The organism is Mycolicibacterium pallens (assembly GCF_019456675.1).
Classification (GTDB): domain Bacteria; phylum Actinomycetota; class Actinomycetes; order Mycobacteriales; family Mycobacteriaceae; genus Mycobacterium; species Mycobacterium crocinum.
In genome coordinates, this window is the sequence record NZ_CP080333.1 from 2,712,371 (window position 1) to 2,729,830 (window position 17,460).

15 protein-coding genes and 1 pseudogene are annotated in these 17,460 nt (G+C 67.9%); 13 read left to right on the forward strand and 3 right to left on the reverse strand.

The window, feature by feature from the left end:
* Positions 1-6: 6 nt before the first annotated feature.
* Complete coding sequence (gene acnA / locus K0O64_RS13380; protein ID WP_096311367.1) at positions 7-2,832, reverse strand: aconitate hydratase AcnA; 2,826 nt, start codon at positions 2,830-2,832, stop codon at positions 7-9.
* A gap of 188 nt (positions 2,833-3,020) precedes the next feature.
* Here acnA and K0O64_RS13385 point away from each other — a divergent pair, with 188 nt between their 5' ends.
* The 9 genes from K0O64_RS13385 to K0O64_RS13425 all read left to right on the forward strand — a co-directional run bounded on the left by K0O64_RS13385 (position 3,021) and on the right by K0O64_RS13425 (position 11,820).
* Complete coding sequence (locus K0O64_RS13385; protein ID WP_096311368.1) at positions 3,021-3,584, forward strand: Rv1476 family membrane protein; 564 nt, start codon at positions 3,021-3,023, stop codon at positions 3,582-3,584.
* Between the two features lie 188 nt (positions 3,585-3,772).
* Positions 3,773-5,227, forward strand: coding sequence for an NlpC/P60 family peptidoglycan endopeptidase RipA (gene ripA, locus K0O64_RS13390; protein WP_071945171.1), 1,455 nt, complete (start codon positions 3,773-3,775; stop codon positions 5,225-5,227).
* 13 nt (positions 5,228-5,240) lie between these two features.
* A complete protein-coding gene (ripB, locus tag K0O64_RS13395) occupies positions 5,241-5,933 on the forward strand; it encodes an NlpC/P60 family peptidoglycan endopeptidase RipB (RefSeq protein WP_071945169.1) in 693 nt (230 codons plus the stop codon).
* A gap of 120 nt (positions 5,934-6,053) precedes the next feature.
* On the forward strand, positions 6,054-7,172 hold the full coding sequence (gene moxR1 / locus K0O64_RS13400) for a chaperone MoxR1 (protein ID WP_071949875.1): 1,119 nt from the start codon (positions 6,054-6,056) through the stop codon (positions 7,170-7,172).
* Positions 7,169-8,113 (forward strand): DUF58 domain-containing protein, encoded by a 945-nt coding sequence (locus K0O64_RS13405; protein WP_071945167.1) that lies wholly within the window; start codon positions 7,169-7,171, stop codon positions 8,111-8,113. The genes moxR1 and K0O64_RS13405 overlap by 4 nt, the downstream gene beginning before the upstream one ends.
* Positions 8,110-9,117 carry a VWA domain-containing protein gene (locus K0O64_RS13410; RefSeq protein ID WP_071945165.1) on the forward strand — a complete coding sequence of 336 codons (1,008 nt, stop codon included), beginning with the start codon at positions 8,110-8,112 and terminating at the stop codon, positions 9,115-9,117. Before K0O64_RS13405 ends, K0O64_RS13410 begins: the two co-directional genes overlap by 4 nt.
* A gap of 38 nt (positions 9,118-9,155) precedes the next feature.
* Complete coding sequence (gene fabG1 / locus K0O64_RS13415) at positions 9,156-9,920, forward strand: 3-oxoacyl-ACP reductase FabG1 (protein ID WP_071945163.1); 765 nt, start codon at positions 9,156-9,158, stop codon at positions 9,918-9,920.
* 41 nt (positions 9,921-9,961) lie between these two features.
* Positions 9,962-10,768, forward strand: a complete 807-nt coding sequence (gene inhA / locus K0O64_RS13420; RefSeq protein ID WP_071945161.1) for an NADH-dependent enoyl-ACP reductase InhA — start codon at positions 9,962-9,964, stop codon at positions 10,766-10,768.
* Positions 10,768-11,820, forward strand: a complete 1,053-nt coding sequence (locus K0O64_RS13425) for a ferrochelatase (protein WP_071945159.1) — start codon at positions 10,768-10,770, stop codon at positions 11,818-11,820. The genes inhA and K0O64_RS13425 overlap by 1 nt, the downstream gene beginning before the upstream one ends.
* Here K0O64_RS13425 and K0O64_RS13430 read toward each other — a convergent pair.
* Positions 11,789-12,649 (reverse strand): Rv1486c family protein, encoded by an 861-nt coding sequence (locus tag K0O64_RS13430; protein WP_071949874.1) that lies wholly within the window; start codon positions 12,647-12,649, stop codon positions 11,789-11,791. The genes K0O64_RS13425 and K0O64_RS13430 overlap by 32 nt on opposite strands.
* A 78-nt stretch (positions 12,650-12,727) precedes the next feature.
* Between K0O64_RS13430 and K0O64_RS13435 the strand changes: the two genes are divergently transcribed.
* From K0O64_RS13435 to K0O64_RS30300, 3 genes and pseudogenes are all read left to right on the forward strand, one after another.
* Positions 12,728-13,162: an NfeD family protein gene (locus K0O64_RS13435; RefSeq protein WP_071945157.1), complete on the forward strand. Its 435-nt coding sequence runs from the start codon at positions 12,728-12,730 to the stop codon at positions 13,160-13,162.
* 12 nt (positions 13,163-13,174) lie between these two features.
* Positions 13,175-14,404 (forward strand): SPFH domain-containing protein, encoded by a 1,230-nt coding sequence (locus K0O64_RS13440; RefSeq protein WP_071945155.1) that lies wholly within the window; start codon positions 13,175-13,177, stop codon positions 14,402-14,404.
* Positions 14,405-14,408: 4 nt separating this feature from the next.
* Positions 14,409-14,744 (forward strand): annotated as a pseudogene (locus K0O64_RS30300) (DoxX family protein); the annotation flags it as partial.
* Here K0O64_RS30300 and K0O64_RS13450 read toward each other — a convergent pair.
* Positions 14,658-15,428 carry a TVP38/TMEM64 family protein gene (locus K0O64_RS13450; protein WP_083542633.1) on the reverse strand — a complete coding sequence of 257 codons (771 nt, stop codon included), beginning with the start codon at positions 15,426-15,428 and terminating at the stop codon, positions 14,658-14,660. The pseudogene K0O64_RS30300 and the gene K0O64_RS13450 sit on opposite strands and share 87 nt — an antisense overlap.
* A 136-nt stretch (positions 15,429-15,564) precedes the next feature.
* On the opposite strand from K0O64_RS13450, the gene mutA reads away from it, so the two are divergent.
* A complete protein-coding gene (gene mutA / locus K0O64_RS13455) occupies positions 15,565-17,460 on the forward strand; it encodes a methylmalonyl-CoA mutase small subunit (protein WP_083542632.1) in 1,896 nt (631 codons plus the stop codon).

The window sequence follows — 17,460 nt, forward strand, 5'->3', positions numbered from 1 at the left end:
TCGGAGCTAGCCGGCCCGCAACATGTTGCGCAGCACGTACTGCAGGATGCCGCCGTTGCGGTAGTAGTCGGCCTCACCGGGGGTGTCGATCCGGACGACGGCGTCGAACTCGACTGCGCTGCCGTCTTCCTTGGTCGCCTTGACGTGAACGGTCTTCGGCGTCTTGCCGTTGTTGAGCTCTTCGATACCGGTGATGTCGAAGACCTCGGTGCCGTCCAGCTTCAGCGACGCCGCCGACTCGCCGGCCGGGAACTGCAGCGGGATCACGCCCATGCCGATCAGGTTCGACCGGTGGATGCGCTCGAAGGATTCGGTGATCACCGCGCGCACACCTAGCAGGCTGGTGCCCTTGGCTGCCCAGTCACGCGAGGAGCCCGACCCGTATTCCTTACCGCCCAGCACGACCAGCGGAATGTTCTGCGCCGCATAGTTTTGCGCGGCGTCGTAGATGAACGCCTGCGGGCCGTCCGGCTGGGTGAAGTCGCGGGTGTAGCCGCCGGAGACATCGTCGAGCAGCTGGTTGCGCAGCCGGATGTTGGCGAAGGTACCGCGGATCATCACCTCGTGGTTGCCGCGGCGGGAACCGTAGGAGTTGTAGTCCTTCTTGTCCACGCCGTTGCTGTCCAGGTACTGCGCGGCCGGGGTGCCCGCCTTGATGTTGCCGGCCGGGCTGATGTGGTCGGTGGTGACCGAATCGCCCAGCAGGGCAAGCACTCTGGCGCCGGTGATATCGCTGACCGGCTGCGGCTCGGCAGGCATGCCGTCGAAGTACGGAGGCTTGCGCACGTACGTCGAGTCGGCGTCCCAGTCGAAGGTCTTGCCCGACGGCGTCGGCAGGTTCTGCCAGCGCTCGTCGCCCTTGAACACGTCGGCGTAGTTCTTCTTGAACATCTCCTCGTTGATCGCCGAGGCGATGGTGTCGGAGATGTCCTTTGAGGACGGCCAGATGTCCTTGAGGAAGACGTCGTTGCCGTCGCTGTCTTTACCGAGGGGATCGGTCTCGAAGTCGAAGTCCATCGTTCCGGCCAACGCGTAGGCGATCACCAGCGGCGGCGACGCCAGGTAGTTCATCTTGACGTCGGGGGAGATGCGGCCCTCGAAGTTGCGGTTGCCGGACAGCACCGCGGTGACCGTCAGGTCGTTGTCATTGATGGCCTTCGAGATCTCCTCGGGCAGCGGGCCGCTGTTACCGATACAGGTGGTGCAGCCGTAGCCGACGAGATAGAAGCCCAGCTTCTCCAGGTACGGCCACAGGCCGGCCTTGTCGTAGTAGTCGCTGACCACCTGGGAACCGGGGGCCATCGACGTCTTGACCCACGGCTTGGCGGTCAGGCCCTTCTCGACGGCGTTCTTGGCCAGCAGGGCCGCGCCGAGCATCACCGACGGGTTGGAGGTGTTGGTGCACGAGGTGATCGATGCGATCGCGACCGCGCCGTGGTCGAGCACGAACTCGCCGCGGTCGTCCGAGGACACCTTGACCGGCTTGGTGGGCCGGCCCTCGGCGCCTGCGGCCGCGGAGTGCAGCGGCTCCGACCCGTTGTCGGCGAACGACAGCACCGCCGGGTCGCTGGCCGGGAAGGATTCCTCGACGGCCTCGTCCAGCTTGGTCTGCGGGGCGGGGTTGCCGTTCTCGACGTAGTTGTGAATGTCCTTGCGGAACGCCGACTTCGCGTCGGAGAGCTCGATGCGGTCCTGCGGACGCTTGGGGCCGGCGATCGACGGCACGACGGTGGACAGGTCGAGCTCGAGGTACTCGGAGTACTTGGCCTCGTGCTCGGGGTTGTGCCACATGCCCTGGGCCTTGGCGTAGGCCTCGACCAGCGCCAGCTGCTCCTCGCTGCGGCCGGTGAGCCGCAGGTAGTCGATGGTCACATCGTCGATCGGGAAAATAGCTGCGGTCGAACCGAATTCGGGGCTCATGTTGCCCAGGGTGGCGCGGTTGGCCAGCGGCACCTCGGCGACGCCGTTGCCGTAGAACTCGACGAACTTGCCCACCACGCCGTGCTTGCGCAGCATGTCGGTGACGGTGAGCACGACGTCGGTCGCGGTCACGCCGGGCTGGATCTCGCCGGACAGCTTGAAGCCGACGACGCGGGGGATGAGCATCGAGACCGGCTGGCCCAGCATGGCGGCTTCGGCCTCGATACCGCCGACGCCCCAACCCAGCACGCCGAGGCCGTTGACCATCGTGGTGTGGCTGTCGGTGCCCACGCAGGTGTCCGGGTAGGCCACGCCGTCGCGGACCATGGTGACGCGGGCCAGGTACTCGATGTTGACCTGGTGCACGATGCCGGTGCCCGGCGGGACGACCTTGAAGTCGTCGAAGGCGCCCTGGCCCCAGCGAAGGAACTGATAGCGCTCGCCGTTGCGGGAGTACTCGATCTCGACGTTGCGCTCGAACGCGTCGGCGCTACCGAATACGTCGATGATCACCGAGTGGTCGATCACCAGCTCGGCCGGGGCGAGCGGGTTGACCTGGTCGGGGTTGCCGCCGAGATCGCCGACGGCCTCGCGCATGGTGGCCAGGTCGACGATGCAGGGGACGCCGGTGAAGTCCTGCATGATCACCCGCGCCGGGGTGAACTGGATCTCGACGCTCGGGTCGGCCGTCGGATCCCAGTTGGCGATGGCCTCGATGTGGTCCTTGGTGATGTTGGCGCCGTCCTCGGTGCGCAACAGATTCTCGGCCAGCACCTTGAGGCTGTAGGGAAGTTTCTCGGTGCCGGGAACCGCGTCGAGGCGATAGATCTCGTAGCTGTTGTCGCCGACCTTCAAGGTGTCGCGCGACCGATACGTGTTCAGGGACGAATTCGACGAATTTTCGCTGCTCACATCAACTCCCGGCGTTGTCCTCGATGCCGACGGGCTGTGTCGACATCCGTCTCCATACTAACAGTACGGTTGTCCTGCTAAGCGGGCGGCAGGGGTATCAACCGTCGCCAGCGGGCCAGCACCCAGTCTTGTCTTCTCCGGCGCGTGGTGCCACCCCGGGTCCGGGCGGCGAGGTACGGTTTCCGATCGTGACGATTCCGCACGCGCCGACCTTCATTCCTGTGGAGGTGTGCAGCAGTGCCGGCCTGGCGCCGTCGACTCCGGTCGACCAGTGTCTGGCCGCGGTCAAAGCCGACGTCGCCGCCGACGGCGTCGCCGCCCCGGCCGCCGACGTGGCGGGTCTGCAGAAGATTGTGGCCTCGGCCAAAGAACAGGGCATCGACCTCAAGGTCGTGGTGCTGGACAAGAGCCCGGCGATCGACACCCCGCTGCGCGATATCGCCACCGAGATCGGAAGTGCGGACCCGGGGTCGACGGTGCTCGTGCTCAGCCCCGGGTGGGCCGGCACTTACAGCGGCACCTACGACCGCGTGATCCTCGAGGCGGGGCAGGACGTCGCCAAGACGGCCCCCAATCCCGTGGTCGGCACACTGGCATTTGTGGACCAGTTGCAAACGCCCGACTTTCCCTGGACGGGATTAACGATCACGCTCGTGATCGGGGTGGCTGTAGCGGCTGTTTTAACCCGAGTTCTGCAGCTTCGGGCACGCCGCTCGCAAAATACCGCTAACCCTGCTGATCAGGGAAAATAGCACTCTCTGGCAAATCCATAAGATTACTTTTCGGCAACATCCCGTAAATGACAAACATGTAATTCTTGCCGGAAGTTTCCTCTGCGACAAATGTGACGTACGGTGCAACTGTCGCCATTGTTATTGATGTGACTGACGTGACATCTGTTACTGGCGTGACTGTGTGGAGCAGAGGAGACCAGGGTCGAATGAGACGTTCCCAACGCGGCTCTCTTTTCCGGCCGGCTATCCGTATCGCCAAGCCGGTATGTCCGTTGGCACTGTCCGTCGCCATGACGTTCACGATGCCCGGACTGGCGCAGGCCGAGCCCGGTGCCGCCCCGAACACCATCGCGGGACTGATCGCCGATGTGGCCGACGCCAACCAGCGGCTGCAGGACATCGGCGCCAAAGTGCAGGCCGAGCAGGAGAGCGTGAACAAGGCGCTGGTCGACGTCCAGGCCGCGCGCGACGCGGCGGCCGCGGCCCAGGAAAAGGTTGACGCGAGCGCGCAGGGCGTCAAGGACGCCAACGCCGCAATTGCTGACGCGCAGAAGCGATTCGACGTCTTCGCCGCGGCCACCTATGTCAACGGCCCGTCGGCGTCGCTGGTGATGGCGACCAACCCCGAGGACATCCTGTCCACCGCGTCGGCCGGGCAGACGCTGGCCGTCAGCTCGCAGAAGGTGATGACCGATCTGCAGCGGGCCCGCACCGAGCGGATCAACCAGGAGTCCGCGGCCCGGCTGGCGAAGGAGAACGCCGACAAGGCCGTCGCCGACGCCGAAGCCAGCCAGCAGTCCGCGGTCAGCGCGCTGACCGCGGCCAAGCAGACGTTCAGCGACCAGCAGGCCGAGATCAACCGGCTGGCCGCGGAACGCAAGGCGGCGCAGGACAAGCTCGACGCCGCCCGGTGGTCGGCGCCGGCGAATTCGCCTGCGGCCGTGCCGCAGTCGGCGGCGACCGGCCCGGCGACCCCGGGGGATCGCTGGGATCCGGCCGCCCCCGGTTCACCCAAGGCGCCGGGCGCGGGGACCGTCCCGCCCTACGGCAGCGCCTCGGAATGGGACACCACGCTGCCGATGGTGCCCAGCGCCTTCGTCTCCGGCGACCCGATTCAGATCATCAACGCGGTGCTGCAGATCTCGTCCTCCTCGCTGAACGCGACCAAGCAGATGGGCAAGAGCTTCCTGCAGAAGCTCGGCATCCTGAAGCCGGACGACACCGGCATCACCAACGGGATCATTCCCTACGCCAACGGCGCGCAGGCCTCCGAATACGTCATCAAACGGGCCATGTCGCAGATGGGCGTGCCGTACTCCTGGGGTGGCGGCACCGCCACCGGCCCCAGCAACGGCATCGACAGCGGCGCGGGCACGGTCGGCTTCGACTGCTCCGGGCTGATCCTCTACGCGTTCGCCGGCGTCGGTATCAAGCTGCCGCATTACTCGGGCTCGCAGTACAACATGGGCCGCAAGATCCCGTCGTCGCAGATGCGCCGCGGTGACGTGATCTTCTACGGCCCCGGCGGCAGCCAGCACGTGACCCTCTACCTGGGCCAGGGCCAGATGCTCGAGGCTCCCTACACCGGCTCATCAGTGAAGATCTCGCCGGTGCGCACCAGCGGCATGACCCCGTTCGTCGTCCGCTACATCGAATACTGACGGAGTTGTACCCATGTCTCGCAACACTTCTCGACGGCTCTTCGTCGGGACGGTCCTGACGGCACTAACGCTGGGGCTGGGCATCGCCAGCCCGGCCAATGCCGATCCGGGCGAGTGGGATCCGACGCTGCCCAAGATCCTGAGTGCGGGCGCCCCCGGTGACCCGGTCGCCGTGGCGAACGCCTCGCTTCAGGTCACTCAGCAGGCCGCCCAGGCGACCATGGACCTGGGCCGCAAGTTCCTGTCCGGTCTCGGCTTCGGTGGCGGCTCGCCGTCGGCGTTCCCCGGCGGGCGGGTGCGTGGACCGCAGGCCATCGAGTACGTGATCGCCCGCGGTGCCTCCCAGCGCGGGGTGCCGTACTCGTGGGGTGGCGGCGCGATCAACGGGCCCAGTGCCGGCGTGGAGGAAGACGCCGGCAAGGTGGGCTACGACTGCTCGGGCTTCACCCGGTACGCGTTCGCCGGAGTCGGCATTCAGATTCCGAAGTACTCCGGCGACCAGTACAACGCCGGCCGCCACATCCCGCCGTCGCAGGCCAAGCGCGGTGATCTCATCTTCTACGGCCCCAACGGGACCCAACACGTCACCATCTACCTGGGTAACGGGCAGATGCTCGAGGCGTCGTCGGCGGCCGGGCAGGTGACCGTCAGCCCGGTGCGCACCGCGGGTATGACGCCCTATCTGACGCGCATCATCGAGACGTAACGGGCGACCGTTCTCGACGCGCCAGCGAACCGGGGCACGTCGACGGATTTCAGAACGCCTGGAATAGTTGTGGCAGGGCACGGCGTGCCCGCCAAACCCAACAGCTCGTGGAGGAAGTCGATGACGTCACCAGGTGGGTCGCCCGCAGGCCCCGGATCGTTTGCCGGGCCGAGCGGAGCCCCGGCCGCACCGCCGTCCGGCGGTAACGGTCTGGCCGGCGAGGTGCACACCCTGGAACGGGCGATCTTCGAGGTCAAGCGCATCATCGTGGGCCAGGATCAGCTCGTCGAGCGTATCCTGGTCGGGCTGCTGGCCAAGGGTCACGTGCTGCTCGAAGGTGTGCCGGGCGTCGCCAAGACGCTGGCGGTCGAGACCTTCGCCAAGGTCGTCGGCGGCACCTTCGCCCGCATCCAGTTCACCCCGGACCTGGTGCCCACCGACATCATCGGTACCCGCATCTACCGCCAGGGTCGCGAGGAATTCGACATTGAACTCGGCCCCGTCGTGGTGAATTTCCTGCTGGCCGACGAGATCAACCGCGCCCCGGCAAAGGTGCAGTCGGCACTGCTGGAGGTCATGGCCGAGCGCAAGATCTCCATCGGCGGCAAGACCTACGAACTGCCCAAGCCGTTCCTGGTGATGGCCACTCAGAACCCGATCGAGAACGAGGGTGTCTACCCGCTGCCGGAAGCCCAGCGCGACCGCTTCCTGTTCAAGATCAACGTCGACTACCCGTCGCCGGAGGAAGAGCGCGAGATCATCTACCGGATGGGTGTCACCCCGCCGGAGCCCAAGCAGATCCTCGAGACCGGTGACCTGCTGCGGCTGCAGAACGTCGCCGCCAACAACTTCGTGCACCACGCGCTGGTCGACTACGTGGTTCGGGTCGTCACCGCGACCCGCCGTCCCGAGCAGTTCGGCCTCACCGACGTCAAGGCATGGGTCGCGTTCGGCGCCTCGCCGCGTGCGTCGCTGGGCATCATCGCCGCCGCCCGTGCCCTGGCGCTGGTGCGTGGCCGTGACTACGTCATCCCGCAGGACGTCATCGACGTCATCCCCGACGTCCTTCGTCACCGGCTGGTGCTGACCTACGACGCGCTGGCCGATGACATCAAGGCCGAGACGGTGATCAACCGGATCCTGCAGACCGTCGCGCTGCCTCAGGTCAATGCCGTTCCGCAGCAAGGGCATTCGGCGCCGCCGGTGGTTCCCGCCGGGGCAGGTGCCAACGGTCGGTGAGCGACTCGGAAACCGTCCACCCGCCGTCGTTTCAGCGCGGTGAGATCGGTGACGCCAAGCTCTCGGCGGCGCTGCGCACCCTCGAGCTCACCGTCAAGCGCAAGCTCGACGGGGTGCTGCATGGCGATCATCTCGGCTTGATCCCCGGCCCCGGCTCGGAGCCGGGGGAGTCGCGGATGTACCAGCCCGGCGACGATGTGCGCCGGATGGACTGGTCGGTGACCGCGCGCACCACCCACCCGCACGTCCGGCAGATGATCGCCGACCGCGAGCTGGAAACCTGGCTGGTGGTCGACATGTCGGCGAGCCTCGACTTCGGCACCACCGGCTGCGAGAAGCGCGACCTGGCGGTGGCCGCCGCGGCCGCGATCACCTACCTCAACAGCGGCGGCGGCAACCGGATCGGCGCGATCATCGCCAACGGCGACGCGATCACCCGAGTCCCGGCGCTCTCCGGGCGGATGCACGAGCAGACCCTGCTGCGGACGATCGCGACGATGCCGAAGGCGCCGGCCGGTGTGCGCGGTGATCTGGCCGCCGCGATCGACGCACTGCGCCGGCCCGAACGCCGGCGCGGCATGGCGGTGGTGATCAGCGACTTCCTCGGACCGATCACCTGGATGCGGCCGCTGCGGGCGATCGCCGCGCGCCATGAGGTGCTGGGCATCGAGGTGCTCGACCCGCGGGACGTCGAACTGCCGCCCGTCGGCGATGTGATCCTGCAGGACACCGAATCCGGTGTCACCCGCGAATTCACGATCGACGAGCGGCTGCGCGACGACTTCGCCCGCGCGGCCGCGGTGCACCGCGAAGAGGTGGCGCGCACGTTGCGCCGCTGCGGCGCACCACTGATGACTCTGCGCACCGACCGCGACTGGATCGCCGACATCGTGCGGTTCGTCGCGTCCCGTCGCCGCGGCGCACTGGCGGGCAGCCAATGACATTGCCGTTGCTCGGGCCGATGACGCTGGGCGGCTTCGAACATCCGTGGTTCTTCCTCTTCCTGCTCGTCATCGCGGGACTGGTCGGGCTCTACGTCATCGCGCAGTTCGCCCGGCAGAAGCGGATCCTGCGCTTCGCCAACATGGACCTGCTGGAAAGTGTTGCGCCCAAACGACCCAACAAGTGGCGGCACCTGCCGGCCATCCTGTTGATCGCCTCGCTGGTACTGCTGACGATCGCGATGGCGGGGCCGACCCACGATGTGCGCATCCCGCGCAACCGCGCCGTGGTGATGCTGACGATCGACGTCTCACAGTCGATGCGGGCCACCGACGTCGAACCCAGCCGGTTGGCCGCCGCGCAGGAGGCCGCCAAGCAGTTCGCCGACCAGCTCACCCCCGGCATCAACCTCGGTCTGATCGCCTACGCGGGCACCGCCACCGTGCTGGTCTCGCCGACCACCAACCGCGAAGCCACCAAGAACGCGATCGACAAGTTGCAGCTGGCCGACCGCACGGCCACCGGCGAGGCGATCTTCACCTCGTTGCAGGCGATCGCGACCGTCGGCGCGGTGATCGGTGGCGGGGACACCCCGCCGCCGGCGCGCATCGTGCTGATGAGTGACGGCAAGGAAACCGTGCCGTCGAACCCGGACAACCCGAAGGGCGCGTTCACCGCGGCGCGCACGGCCAAAGATCAAGGCGTGCCGATCTCCACGGTGTCGTTCGGCACGCCGTACGGCTACGTCGAGATCAACGATCAGCGTCAGCCCGTGCCGGTCGACGACGAGATGCTCAAGAAGATCGCCGACCTGTCGGGTGGCAACGCCTACACCGCGTCGAGCCTGCAGCAGCTCAAGGAGGTCTTCACCTCACTGCAGGACCAGATCGGCTACGAAACCATCAAGGGTGACGCCAGTACCGGCTGGCTGCGGCTGGGTGCGTTGGTCCTGGCTGTCGCTGCCCTGGCCGCGTTGCTGATCAACCGGCGCCTGCCCGGCTGATTTCGGTGCGGCCGACGGCAGGCACTAAGTTGACACTCATGTCCGAAACCGCAGCCGCAGAATCGGCCGACGCCAAACCGGCCGGCAGACCACCGTTTGTCTCCCGCTCTGTTCTCGTCACCGGCGGAAACCGGGGCATCGGACTGGCGATCGCCCAGCGGCTCGCCGCCGACGGCCACAAGGTGGCCGTCACCCACCGTGGCTCCGGAGCGCCTGAGGGACTGTTCGGTGTCGAGTGCGACGTCACCGACACCGCGGCCATCGACCGCGCGTTCAAAGAGGTCGAGGAACACCAGGGACCGGTCGAGGTACTGGTGTCCAACGCCGGCATTTCCAAGGACGCCTTCCTCATGCGGATGACCGAAGAGCGGTTCCAGGAGGTCATCAACGCCAACCTCACCGGGGCGTTCCGGGTGACCCAGCGCGCGTCACGCAGCATGCAGCGCAACCGGTTCGGTCGGATCATCTACATCGGCTCGGTGTCCGGCATGTGGGGGATCGGCAACCAGGCCAACTACGCGGCCGCCAAGGCCGGCCTGATCGGGATGGCCCGATCCATCTCGCGCGAGCTGTCCAAAGCCGGCGTGACCGCCAACGTGGTGGCACCGGGCTACATCGACACGGAGATGACCCGTGCGCTCGACGAGCGGATCCAGGCCGGCGCACTGGACTTCATTCCGGCCAAGCGGGTCGGCACCGCCGAGGAGGTGGCCGGTGCGGTCAGCTTCCTGGCATCGGAGGACGCGAGCTACATCGCCGGCGCGGTCATTCCCGTTGACGGCGGCATGGGAATGGGCCACTAGGCCCCGGGACGCACAGCGCCACTAGGAGATAAGGACTTCGCATGACACTTCTGCAGGGCAAGCGCATCCTCGTCACGGGGATCATCACCGATTCGTCCATCGCATTCCACATCGCCAAGGTCGCGCAGGAGGCCGGCGCCGAACTGGTGCTCACCGGCTTCGACCGGATGAAGTTGATCCAGCGGATCGCCGATCGGCTGCCGAACCCGGCGCCGCTGCTGGAACTCGACGTGCAGAACCAGGAGCACCTGGACAGCCTCGCCGACCGCATCTCCGAGGTGATCGGTGAGGGCAACAAGATCGACGGCGTGGTGCATTCGATCGGGTTCATGCCGCAGACCGGCATGGGCATCAACCCGTTCTTCGACGCCCCGTACGAGGACGTCGCCAAGGGCATTCACATCTCGGCGTACTCCTACGCCTCGCTGGCCAAGGCCGTGCTGCCGATCATGAACCCCGGCGGCGGGATCGTCGGCATGGACTTCGACCCCACCCGGGCGATGCCGGCCTACAACTGGATGACGGTCGCCAAGAGCGCGCTCGAGTCGGTGAACCGGTTCGTCGCCCGCGAGGCCGGCAAGGTCGGAGTTCGCTCCAATCTTGTTGCCGCAGGCCCGATCCGCACGCTCGCGATGAGCGCGATCGTCGGTGGCGCGCTGGGTGAAGAGGCCGGTGCGCAGATGCAGCTGCTCGAAGAGGGCTGGGATCAGCGCGCCCCGCTGGGCTGGAACATGAAGGATCCGACCCCGGTCGCCAAGACTGTCTGCGCGCTGTTGTCCGACTGGCTGCCCGCCACCACCGGAACGATCATCTTCGCCGACGGCGGCGCCAGCACGCAGCTGCTGTAGTGACGGCGTTTGATGCGCTGCTGATCCTGTCCTTCGGGGGCCCCGAAGGTCCGGATCAGGTGATGCCGTTCCTGGAGAACGTGACTCGCGGCCGCGGCATCCCGCCGGAGCGGCTGGCCTCGGTGGCCGAGCACTATCTGCATTTCGGTGGCGTCTCACCGATCAACGGCATCAACCGCGCGCTGATCGACGAGATCCGCGCCGAACTCGCCGAGCGCGGGGAGCAGTTGCCGGTGTACTTCGGCAACCGCAACTGGCATCCGATGGTCGAAGACACCGTTGCCGCAATGGCTTCCGAGGGGGTGCGTCGGGCCGCGGTGTTCGCCACCTCGGCGTGGGGCGGGTATTCCGGGTGCGCGCAATACCAGGAGGACATCGCCCGCGCCCGTGCCAGCGTCGGTGACGGTGCCCCGGAATTGGTGAAGCTGCGGCAGTTCTTCGACCACCCACTGCTCGTGGCGATGTTCGCCGACGCCATCGCGGCGGCCGCCGCGACACTGCTCGAACCGCTGCGCGCCGAGGCCCGGCTGGTGTTCACCGCGCATTCGATCCCGCTGCGCGCGGCCGACCGGTGCGCCCCCGACTTGTATGCCCGCCAGGTTCGGTACACCGCCTCGCTGGTGGCCGCCGCGGCCGGCTACGCCGACTACGACGTCGTCTGGCAGTCCCGGTCCGGGCCGCCGCAGGTGCCGTGGCTGGAACCCGATGTGGGCGACCATCTTTCGGAGCTGGCGCAGGCCGGTACCAAGGCGGTGGTGGTCTGCCCGGTGGGCTTCGTCTCCGACCACATCGAGGTGGTGTGGGATCTCGACAACGAGCTGCGCGAGCAGGCCGACTCACTCGGGGTCGCGCTGGCGCGGGCGTCGACGCCCAATGCTCAGCGCCGCTTCGCACGGCTGATCCTCGACCTCGTCGACGAGGTTCGCGATGGCCGCGAGCCGGCGAGAGTGGTTGGCGCCGAGCCTGTTCCGGGCTACGGCTCCAGCGTCGACGGTGCGTTCTGCACGCCCGCCTGTGCGGCTAGTGCCAGGCCGAGTGCAGGATCGCGGTGACCGCCGCGATCCGCGCCGAGCGGACCACCGTCGCCAGCGGCCGCAGCGCGTCGCTGGCGATCTGAGCTTCCGACGCGCTCTGCGTCCCGATCGGCATCAGTCCCGAACTGACCGTGATGATCGCGTCGACGTGTGCGGCGTTCTCCAGCACCCGAAGCGCCCGCGTCGGAGCGTGATCGGGGGCACGGTGGTGGCGTCCGGTTTCCAGCACCTGCTCGACGAGGCCGCGCGGATCGTCGATTCCGCCCGCGGCGCCGAGCTGCAGCGCGCCCAGCGCCTCGGCAGCCGAACGCACGGCCGACCGCAGGCTGTACTCCGCCTCGCCGAGGTCGAGGTGATCGAGGACGGGGCGGGCCGGTAGCGAGTACACGGTCCACGACAGCGCACACAGTTCGGGCACCCGGTCGCCGTCGGGCAGCTCGTCGTCGGTGTCGTCGTACTCGAAATCCGGGACCAGGCCGATGGTGTCGCCCAGCGGGCTAGTGACGATGATCGCCTCGCCGGCGCCCAACGCGTCGCGCTGAAACTGGGTTCCGGCTGCCAGACCGCGGACGTCGCCGGGCACCGGCAGCGCCAGGCTGATCGCGGGCGGCCCGGCGTCGATCGACCGGCCGGCCACGGTCCGGAGTGTCTGGAGCAGCGAAACGGCGCCCGCATCGTCGACATCGGGCCAGGGCAAGCCGGTATGGCCGGCCGCAACAGAATCGTATGCGGTCACCGAATGTGTTGGCGCCCAAGCCGATAGCGCGTCAAGGACGTCGTCGGGCGCGGCCTTGCCTGCGAGCCAGGCATTGGCCCAGACGGAGAGCGAAACACTTGGGCACCACATGATGCTCGCAGTGTAGTGGTTGGGCACCGAACCGGCTTTCTGCAACCGCTGTGCCGTTTGCCGAGATATCCTGGCGCCATGCCCGCGGCGCTGATCTGGCTCGTGTTCGCCCTGGGTCTTGCTGGTGCCGAAGCACTGACCGGCGACATGTTCCTGCTGATGCTGTCCGGTGGCGCCCTGGCTGCCGCCGGATCGAGCTGGCTGCTGGACTGGCCCGTCTGGGCCGACGGCGCGGTGTTCCTGGTGGTCTCGATACTGCTGCTGGTACTGGTGCGCCCGGCGCTGCGACGAAAATTCACCGCGGGCAAGGGTCTGCCCGAACCGGTGAAAGCGCTGGAGGGCAAGAACGCACTGGTGCTGGACCGGATATCGCGTCATGAAGGCCAGGTGAAACTCGACGGCGAAATCTGGACGGCGCGGCCCTACAACGACAACGATGTCTACGAACCGGGCGATCACGTCACCGTCATGCACATCGACGGTGCCACCGCGGTCGTCTGGAAGAACGAGTAAGGAGAACTCGTCATGGACGGTGCCATAGCCGGTTTGGTCCTGCTGGCGGTGCTGGTGATCTTCGCGATCATCGTCGTCGCCAAGTCCGTCGCGCTGATACCGCAGGCCGAAGCGGCCGTCATCGAGCGGCTGGGGCGCTACAGCAAGACGGTCTCCGGGCAGCTCACGCTGCTGATCCCGTTCATCGACAAGGTCCGCGCCCGCGTCGACCTGCGCGAGCGGGTGGTGTCCTTCCCGCCGCAGCCGGTGATCACCGAGGACAACCTGACGGTCAACATCGACACCGTTGTCTACTTCCAGGTCACCAACCCGCAGGCGGCGGTCTACCAGATCAGCAACTACATCGTCGGCGTCGAGCAGCTGACCACCACCACGCTGCGCAACGTGGTCGGTGGCATGACCCTCGAGCAGACACTGACCAGCCGCGACCAGATCAACGGTCAGCTGCGCGGCGTGCTCGACGAAGCCACCGGCCGCTGGGGCCTACGGGTCGCCCGCGTCGAGCTGCGCAGCATCGATCCGCCGCCGTCCATCCAGGACTCGATGGAAAAGCAGATGCGCGCCGACCGCGAGAAGCGCGCGATGATCCTCACCGCCGAAGGCAGCCGGGAGGCGTCGATCAAACAAGCCGAGGGTCAGAAGCAGGCGCAGATACTGGCGGCCGAGGGCGCCAAGCAGGCCGCGATTCTGGCCGCCGAGGCCGAACGGCAATCCCGGATCCTGCGGGCCCAGGGTGAGCGCGCCGCTTCCTACCTGCAGGCACAGGGTCAGGCCAAGGCGATCGAGAAGACGTTCGCCGCGATCAAGGCCGGCCGGCCCACCCCGGAGATGCTGGCCTATCAGTACCTTCAGACCCTGCCGCAAATGGCCAAGGGTGAAGCCAACAAGGTGTGGCTGGTGCCGAGCGATTTCGGCTCGGCGCTGCAGGGCTTCACCAAGCTGCTGGGCGCGCCCGGCGAGGACGGGGTGTTCCGCTATACGCCGTCGCCGGTGGACGACGCTCCCGCCAAAGACGACGACGACGAGGTCGCCGACTGGTTCGACACGCAGACCGACCCGGCTATCGCCCAGGCGGTGGCCAAGGCCGAGGCCGAGGCCCGCGCCACCGTGCCCGCCGTCGGTGCCGCTCCGGTGCCGCCGCCGCAGCAGATCACCCCACCGGTGTCGTACCCGCCGCTGTCTGAGCAGCAGGCACCGCCGGCCGACGCGCAGTACGCGCCGCGGCACACCTCTGATCAGTAGTCCGATGCCGACGCCGGCGCGGATTTACACGGCTCTCGCGGCCGCGCAGGCAGCCGACGCGGTGGCCTGCGCACTGCCGGCGCCCTTCGTCACCGAATGTCTCGATGGCGTTCGCTTTCCGGTGGACAAGCGCTGGATCTTTGCGCCGATCAAGGCCGCGTCGGCGATCGGCCTGGCATCGGTGTGGCGGTTCCCGGCGTTGGCGCGGTTCACCGCGGTGATGCTGACCGTGTACTTCTCGCTTGCCGTCGGCTCACACGTCCGAGTGCGGGATTTCGGCCGGAATTTCGTCGCCGCGTCGACCCTCCTGGTGACCTACGGAGTGGTGGCGGCGATGGGTTCGGACCTCGTAGGCCAGGCCGGCGACGCCGACGGCGGCGGTGCACACCGACACCAGCACCAGTAGTGGACTGACGTTGCCGGTCAAGGCGTCGCCGAGGAACACCACCGCGGCGGTGCCCGGGATCAACCCCGCCACCGTCGCCCACAGGTACGGCATGACCCGGACGGCGGATGCGCCGGCGGCGTAGTTCAGCACCGAGAACGGCACGGCCGGGATCATCCGCAGCGAGAAGACCGCCTGCCAGCCGCGGGCGCGCAGCCGGGCGTCCACCGCTTCCATCGCGGGATGGCTGACCAGCTTGCTGAACTGCCAGCCCACGGCCCGCACCAGCAGCAAGGCGATCAGCGCGCTCAACGCACTGGCGACCACGGCGATCGCCACACCCAGCGCCGGCCCGAACAGCAAGCCGGCGGCCAGGGTGAACGCGGTGCGGGGGAACGGGAAAACGGTGACAACGATGTGGGCGGCCAGGAAGGCCAGCGGGAACCACGCGCCGAGCGATGTCGCCCAATCCCGGAGCTGCACGGCGCTGGGCAACGGCACCAACACGACGACTGCGACGAGAATCACAAAGGCGATCGCGGTGACGACGAGGCGCGTGCGGGATACCTGACGCGCGGTGGAGATCACCGCTGAGCGCACACTGCGCCACGTGCTGCGAGCCTTCGATGTCACGTTCACCAAGGTTACGGCCCTCGCGCGACAGCTCGCCGGGTGCGACGGGGGTTACCGGCGGGTAGCCGTAGTCGGCCACGTCACGGCTGAAGTGATCATTTAGCCTGATGGTCTGATGGCTGGTCCCCGTACGGGCTGCCGCATGCTGCGACAACAGGAGTTGCCGGTGTCAGTAGAGGTTGAGGAAGGCCGCGCCCGCTGGCGCACCGCGGTGGCCGGCGTGCTGGCCAAGAGCAGCCGGAAAGATCCCGCGGATCTGCCCGCCGAGCCCGAGACGCTGCTGGACTCTCCCACCTACGAGGGCTTTTCGATCCGGCCGCTCTACACCGCACTGGACGAGTTGCCCGAGTCGCCGCTGCCGGGCGCATGGCCGTTCGTCCGCGGCGGCGATGCCCGCCGCGACGTCATCGCCGGCTGGAAGGTCGCCGAGGTGTTCCCGGGGCCCGGCTTCTCCGGCCAGGTCGCCGACGGCAATGCCGCGGTGCTGGGCGCCCTGAGCGAGGGCGTCAGCGCCTTGGTGCTGCGGGTCGGTGACACCGGTGTCGCCGCAGCGGATCTGGACCGGCTGCTCGAGGGAGTGTTCATCGAACTCGCTCCGGTGATCCTCGACGCCGGGGCGCAGTTCGGTGCCGCCGCCGAGGCGGTGCTGGCGCTGGTGGCCGGCGCCGACGACACCCAGCGCGCCACTTCGGCGGGCAGGAGCGAAGCGACCCGGGAAACCGGACTGTCTATCGATCTGGGTGCCGATCCGCTCACCGCGCCGCTCAGCGGTTTCAGCACACCGGAGCTCGAGGAGGTCACCCGGGTCGCCGCGAACCTCGCCGGCGGTACCGGGATTCGCGCGATCACGGTTGACGGACCGGCGTTCCACAACCGCGGCGCCAACGCGGCCTGGGAGCTCGCCGGCGCGTTGGGAGCGGCCGTGGAGTACGTGCGTGCGCTGGTCGACGCGGGCATCGAGATCGCCGACGCGCTGCGCCAGATCAGCTTCCGGCTGGTGGCCGACGACGACCAGTTCATGACGATCGCGAAATTCCGTGCGGCCCGCCAACTCTGGGCCCGGGTCGCCGACGTACTCGGCCAACCCGACAGCGGGGCGGCGACCGTGCATGCGGTCACCTCGCTGCCGATGATGACCCAGCGCGACCCGTGGGTGAACGTGCTGCGCACCACGCTGGCGGCGTTCGGCGCTGGCGTCGGGGGAGCGGACACCGTGGCCGTGCTGCCGTTCGATGTGGCGATCCCCAGCGGTTTCCCCGGCATCAGCGCGGGATTCGCCCGCCGCATCGCGCGCAACACCCAGCTGCTGCTGTTGGAGGAGTCGCACGTCGGGCGAGTGCTCGACCCCGCGGGCGGTTCCTGGTATGTCGAAGACCTCACCGAAAACCTTGCCGCACAGGCCTGGTCGCACTTCCAGGACATCGAGGCGCGCGGCGGATTCGTCGCGGCCACCGATCACGTCGCCGAACAGATCGAGCAGGTGCGGGCCCGCCGGGCCGACGACATCGCCCACCGCCGCACCGCGGTCACCGGGGTGAACGAGTTCCCCAACCTCGCCGAGCCTCCGCTGCCGCACCTCGACTCGTCGGAGACCGTGCGCCGCTATGCGGCCGGCTTCGAGGCACTGCGCGATCGCTCGGATGCCTTCCTCGACCGCACGGGCTCGCGGCCACAGGTCCTGCTCCTGCCGCTGGGCCCGCTGGCCGAGAACAACATCCGTGCGACGTTCGCCGCCAACCTGCTGGCTTCCGGCGGCATCGAGGCGGTGAACCCGGGCACGGTCGACGCGGCTGGGACCGCCGCGGCCGTCGCCGACAGCGGCGCAACGGTCGCGGTGATCTGCGGCACCGACGCGCGCTACGGCACCGATGCCTCCGATGTGGTGGCCGCCGCGCGGGCCGCGGGCCTTACCCAGATCTACCTGGCCGGCCCCGAGAAGGCGGTGGCCGAGGCCGCCGACAAACCAGACGGTTACCTGACCGCCAAAATAGATGCGGTCGAAGCACTTTCGTCCCTGCTCACCCGATTGGGGGCCTGA

Bases quoted from the DNA above. Each gene is read 5' to 3' on its own strand.
- ripA (WP_071945171.1), top strand. From the start codon at position 3,773: ATGAGACGTTCCCAACGCGGCTCTCTTTTCCGGCCGGCTATCCGTATC.
- ripB (WP_071945169.1), top strand. From the start codon at position 5,241: ATGTCTCGCAACACTTCTCGACGGCTCTTCGTCGGGACGGTCCTGACG.
- moxR1 (WP_071949875.1), top strand. From the start codon at position 6,054: ATGACGTCACCAGGTGGGTCGCCCGCAGGCCCCGGATCGTTTGCCGGG.
- K0O64_RS13410 (WP_071945165.1), top strand. From the start codon at position 8,110: ATGACATTGCCGTTGCTCGGGCCGATGACGCTGGGCGGCTTCGAACAT.
- fabG1 (WP_071945163.1), top strand. From the start codon at position 9,156: ATGTCCGAAACCGCAGCCGCAGAATCGGCCGACGCCAAACCGGCCGGC.
- inhA (WP_071945161.1), top strand. From the start codon at position 9,962: ATGACACTTCTGCAGGGCAAGCGCATCCTCGTCACGGGGATCATCACC.
- K0O64_RS13430 (WP_071949874.1), bottom strand. From the start codon at position 12,649: ATGTGGTGCCCAAGTGTTTCGCTCTCCGTCTGGGCCAATGCCTGGCTC.
- K0O64_RS13435 (WP_071945157.1), top strand. From the start codon at position 12,728: ATGCCCGCGGCGCTGATCTGGCTCGTGTTCGCCCTGGGTCTTGCTGGT.
- K0O64_RS13440 (WP_071945155.1), top strand. From the start codon at position 13,175: ATGGACGGTGCCATAGCCGGTTTGGTCCTGCTGGCGGTGCTGGTGATC.
- mutA (WP_083542632.1), top strand. From the start codon at position 15,565: ATGCTGCGACAACAGGAGTTGCCGGTGTCAGTAGAGGTTGAGGAAGGC.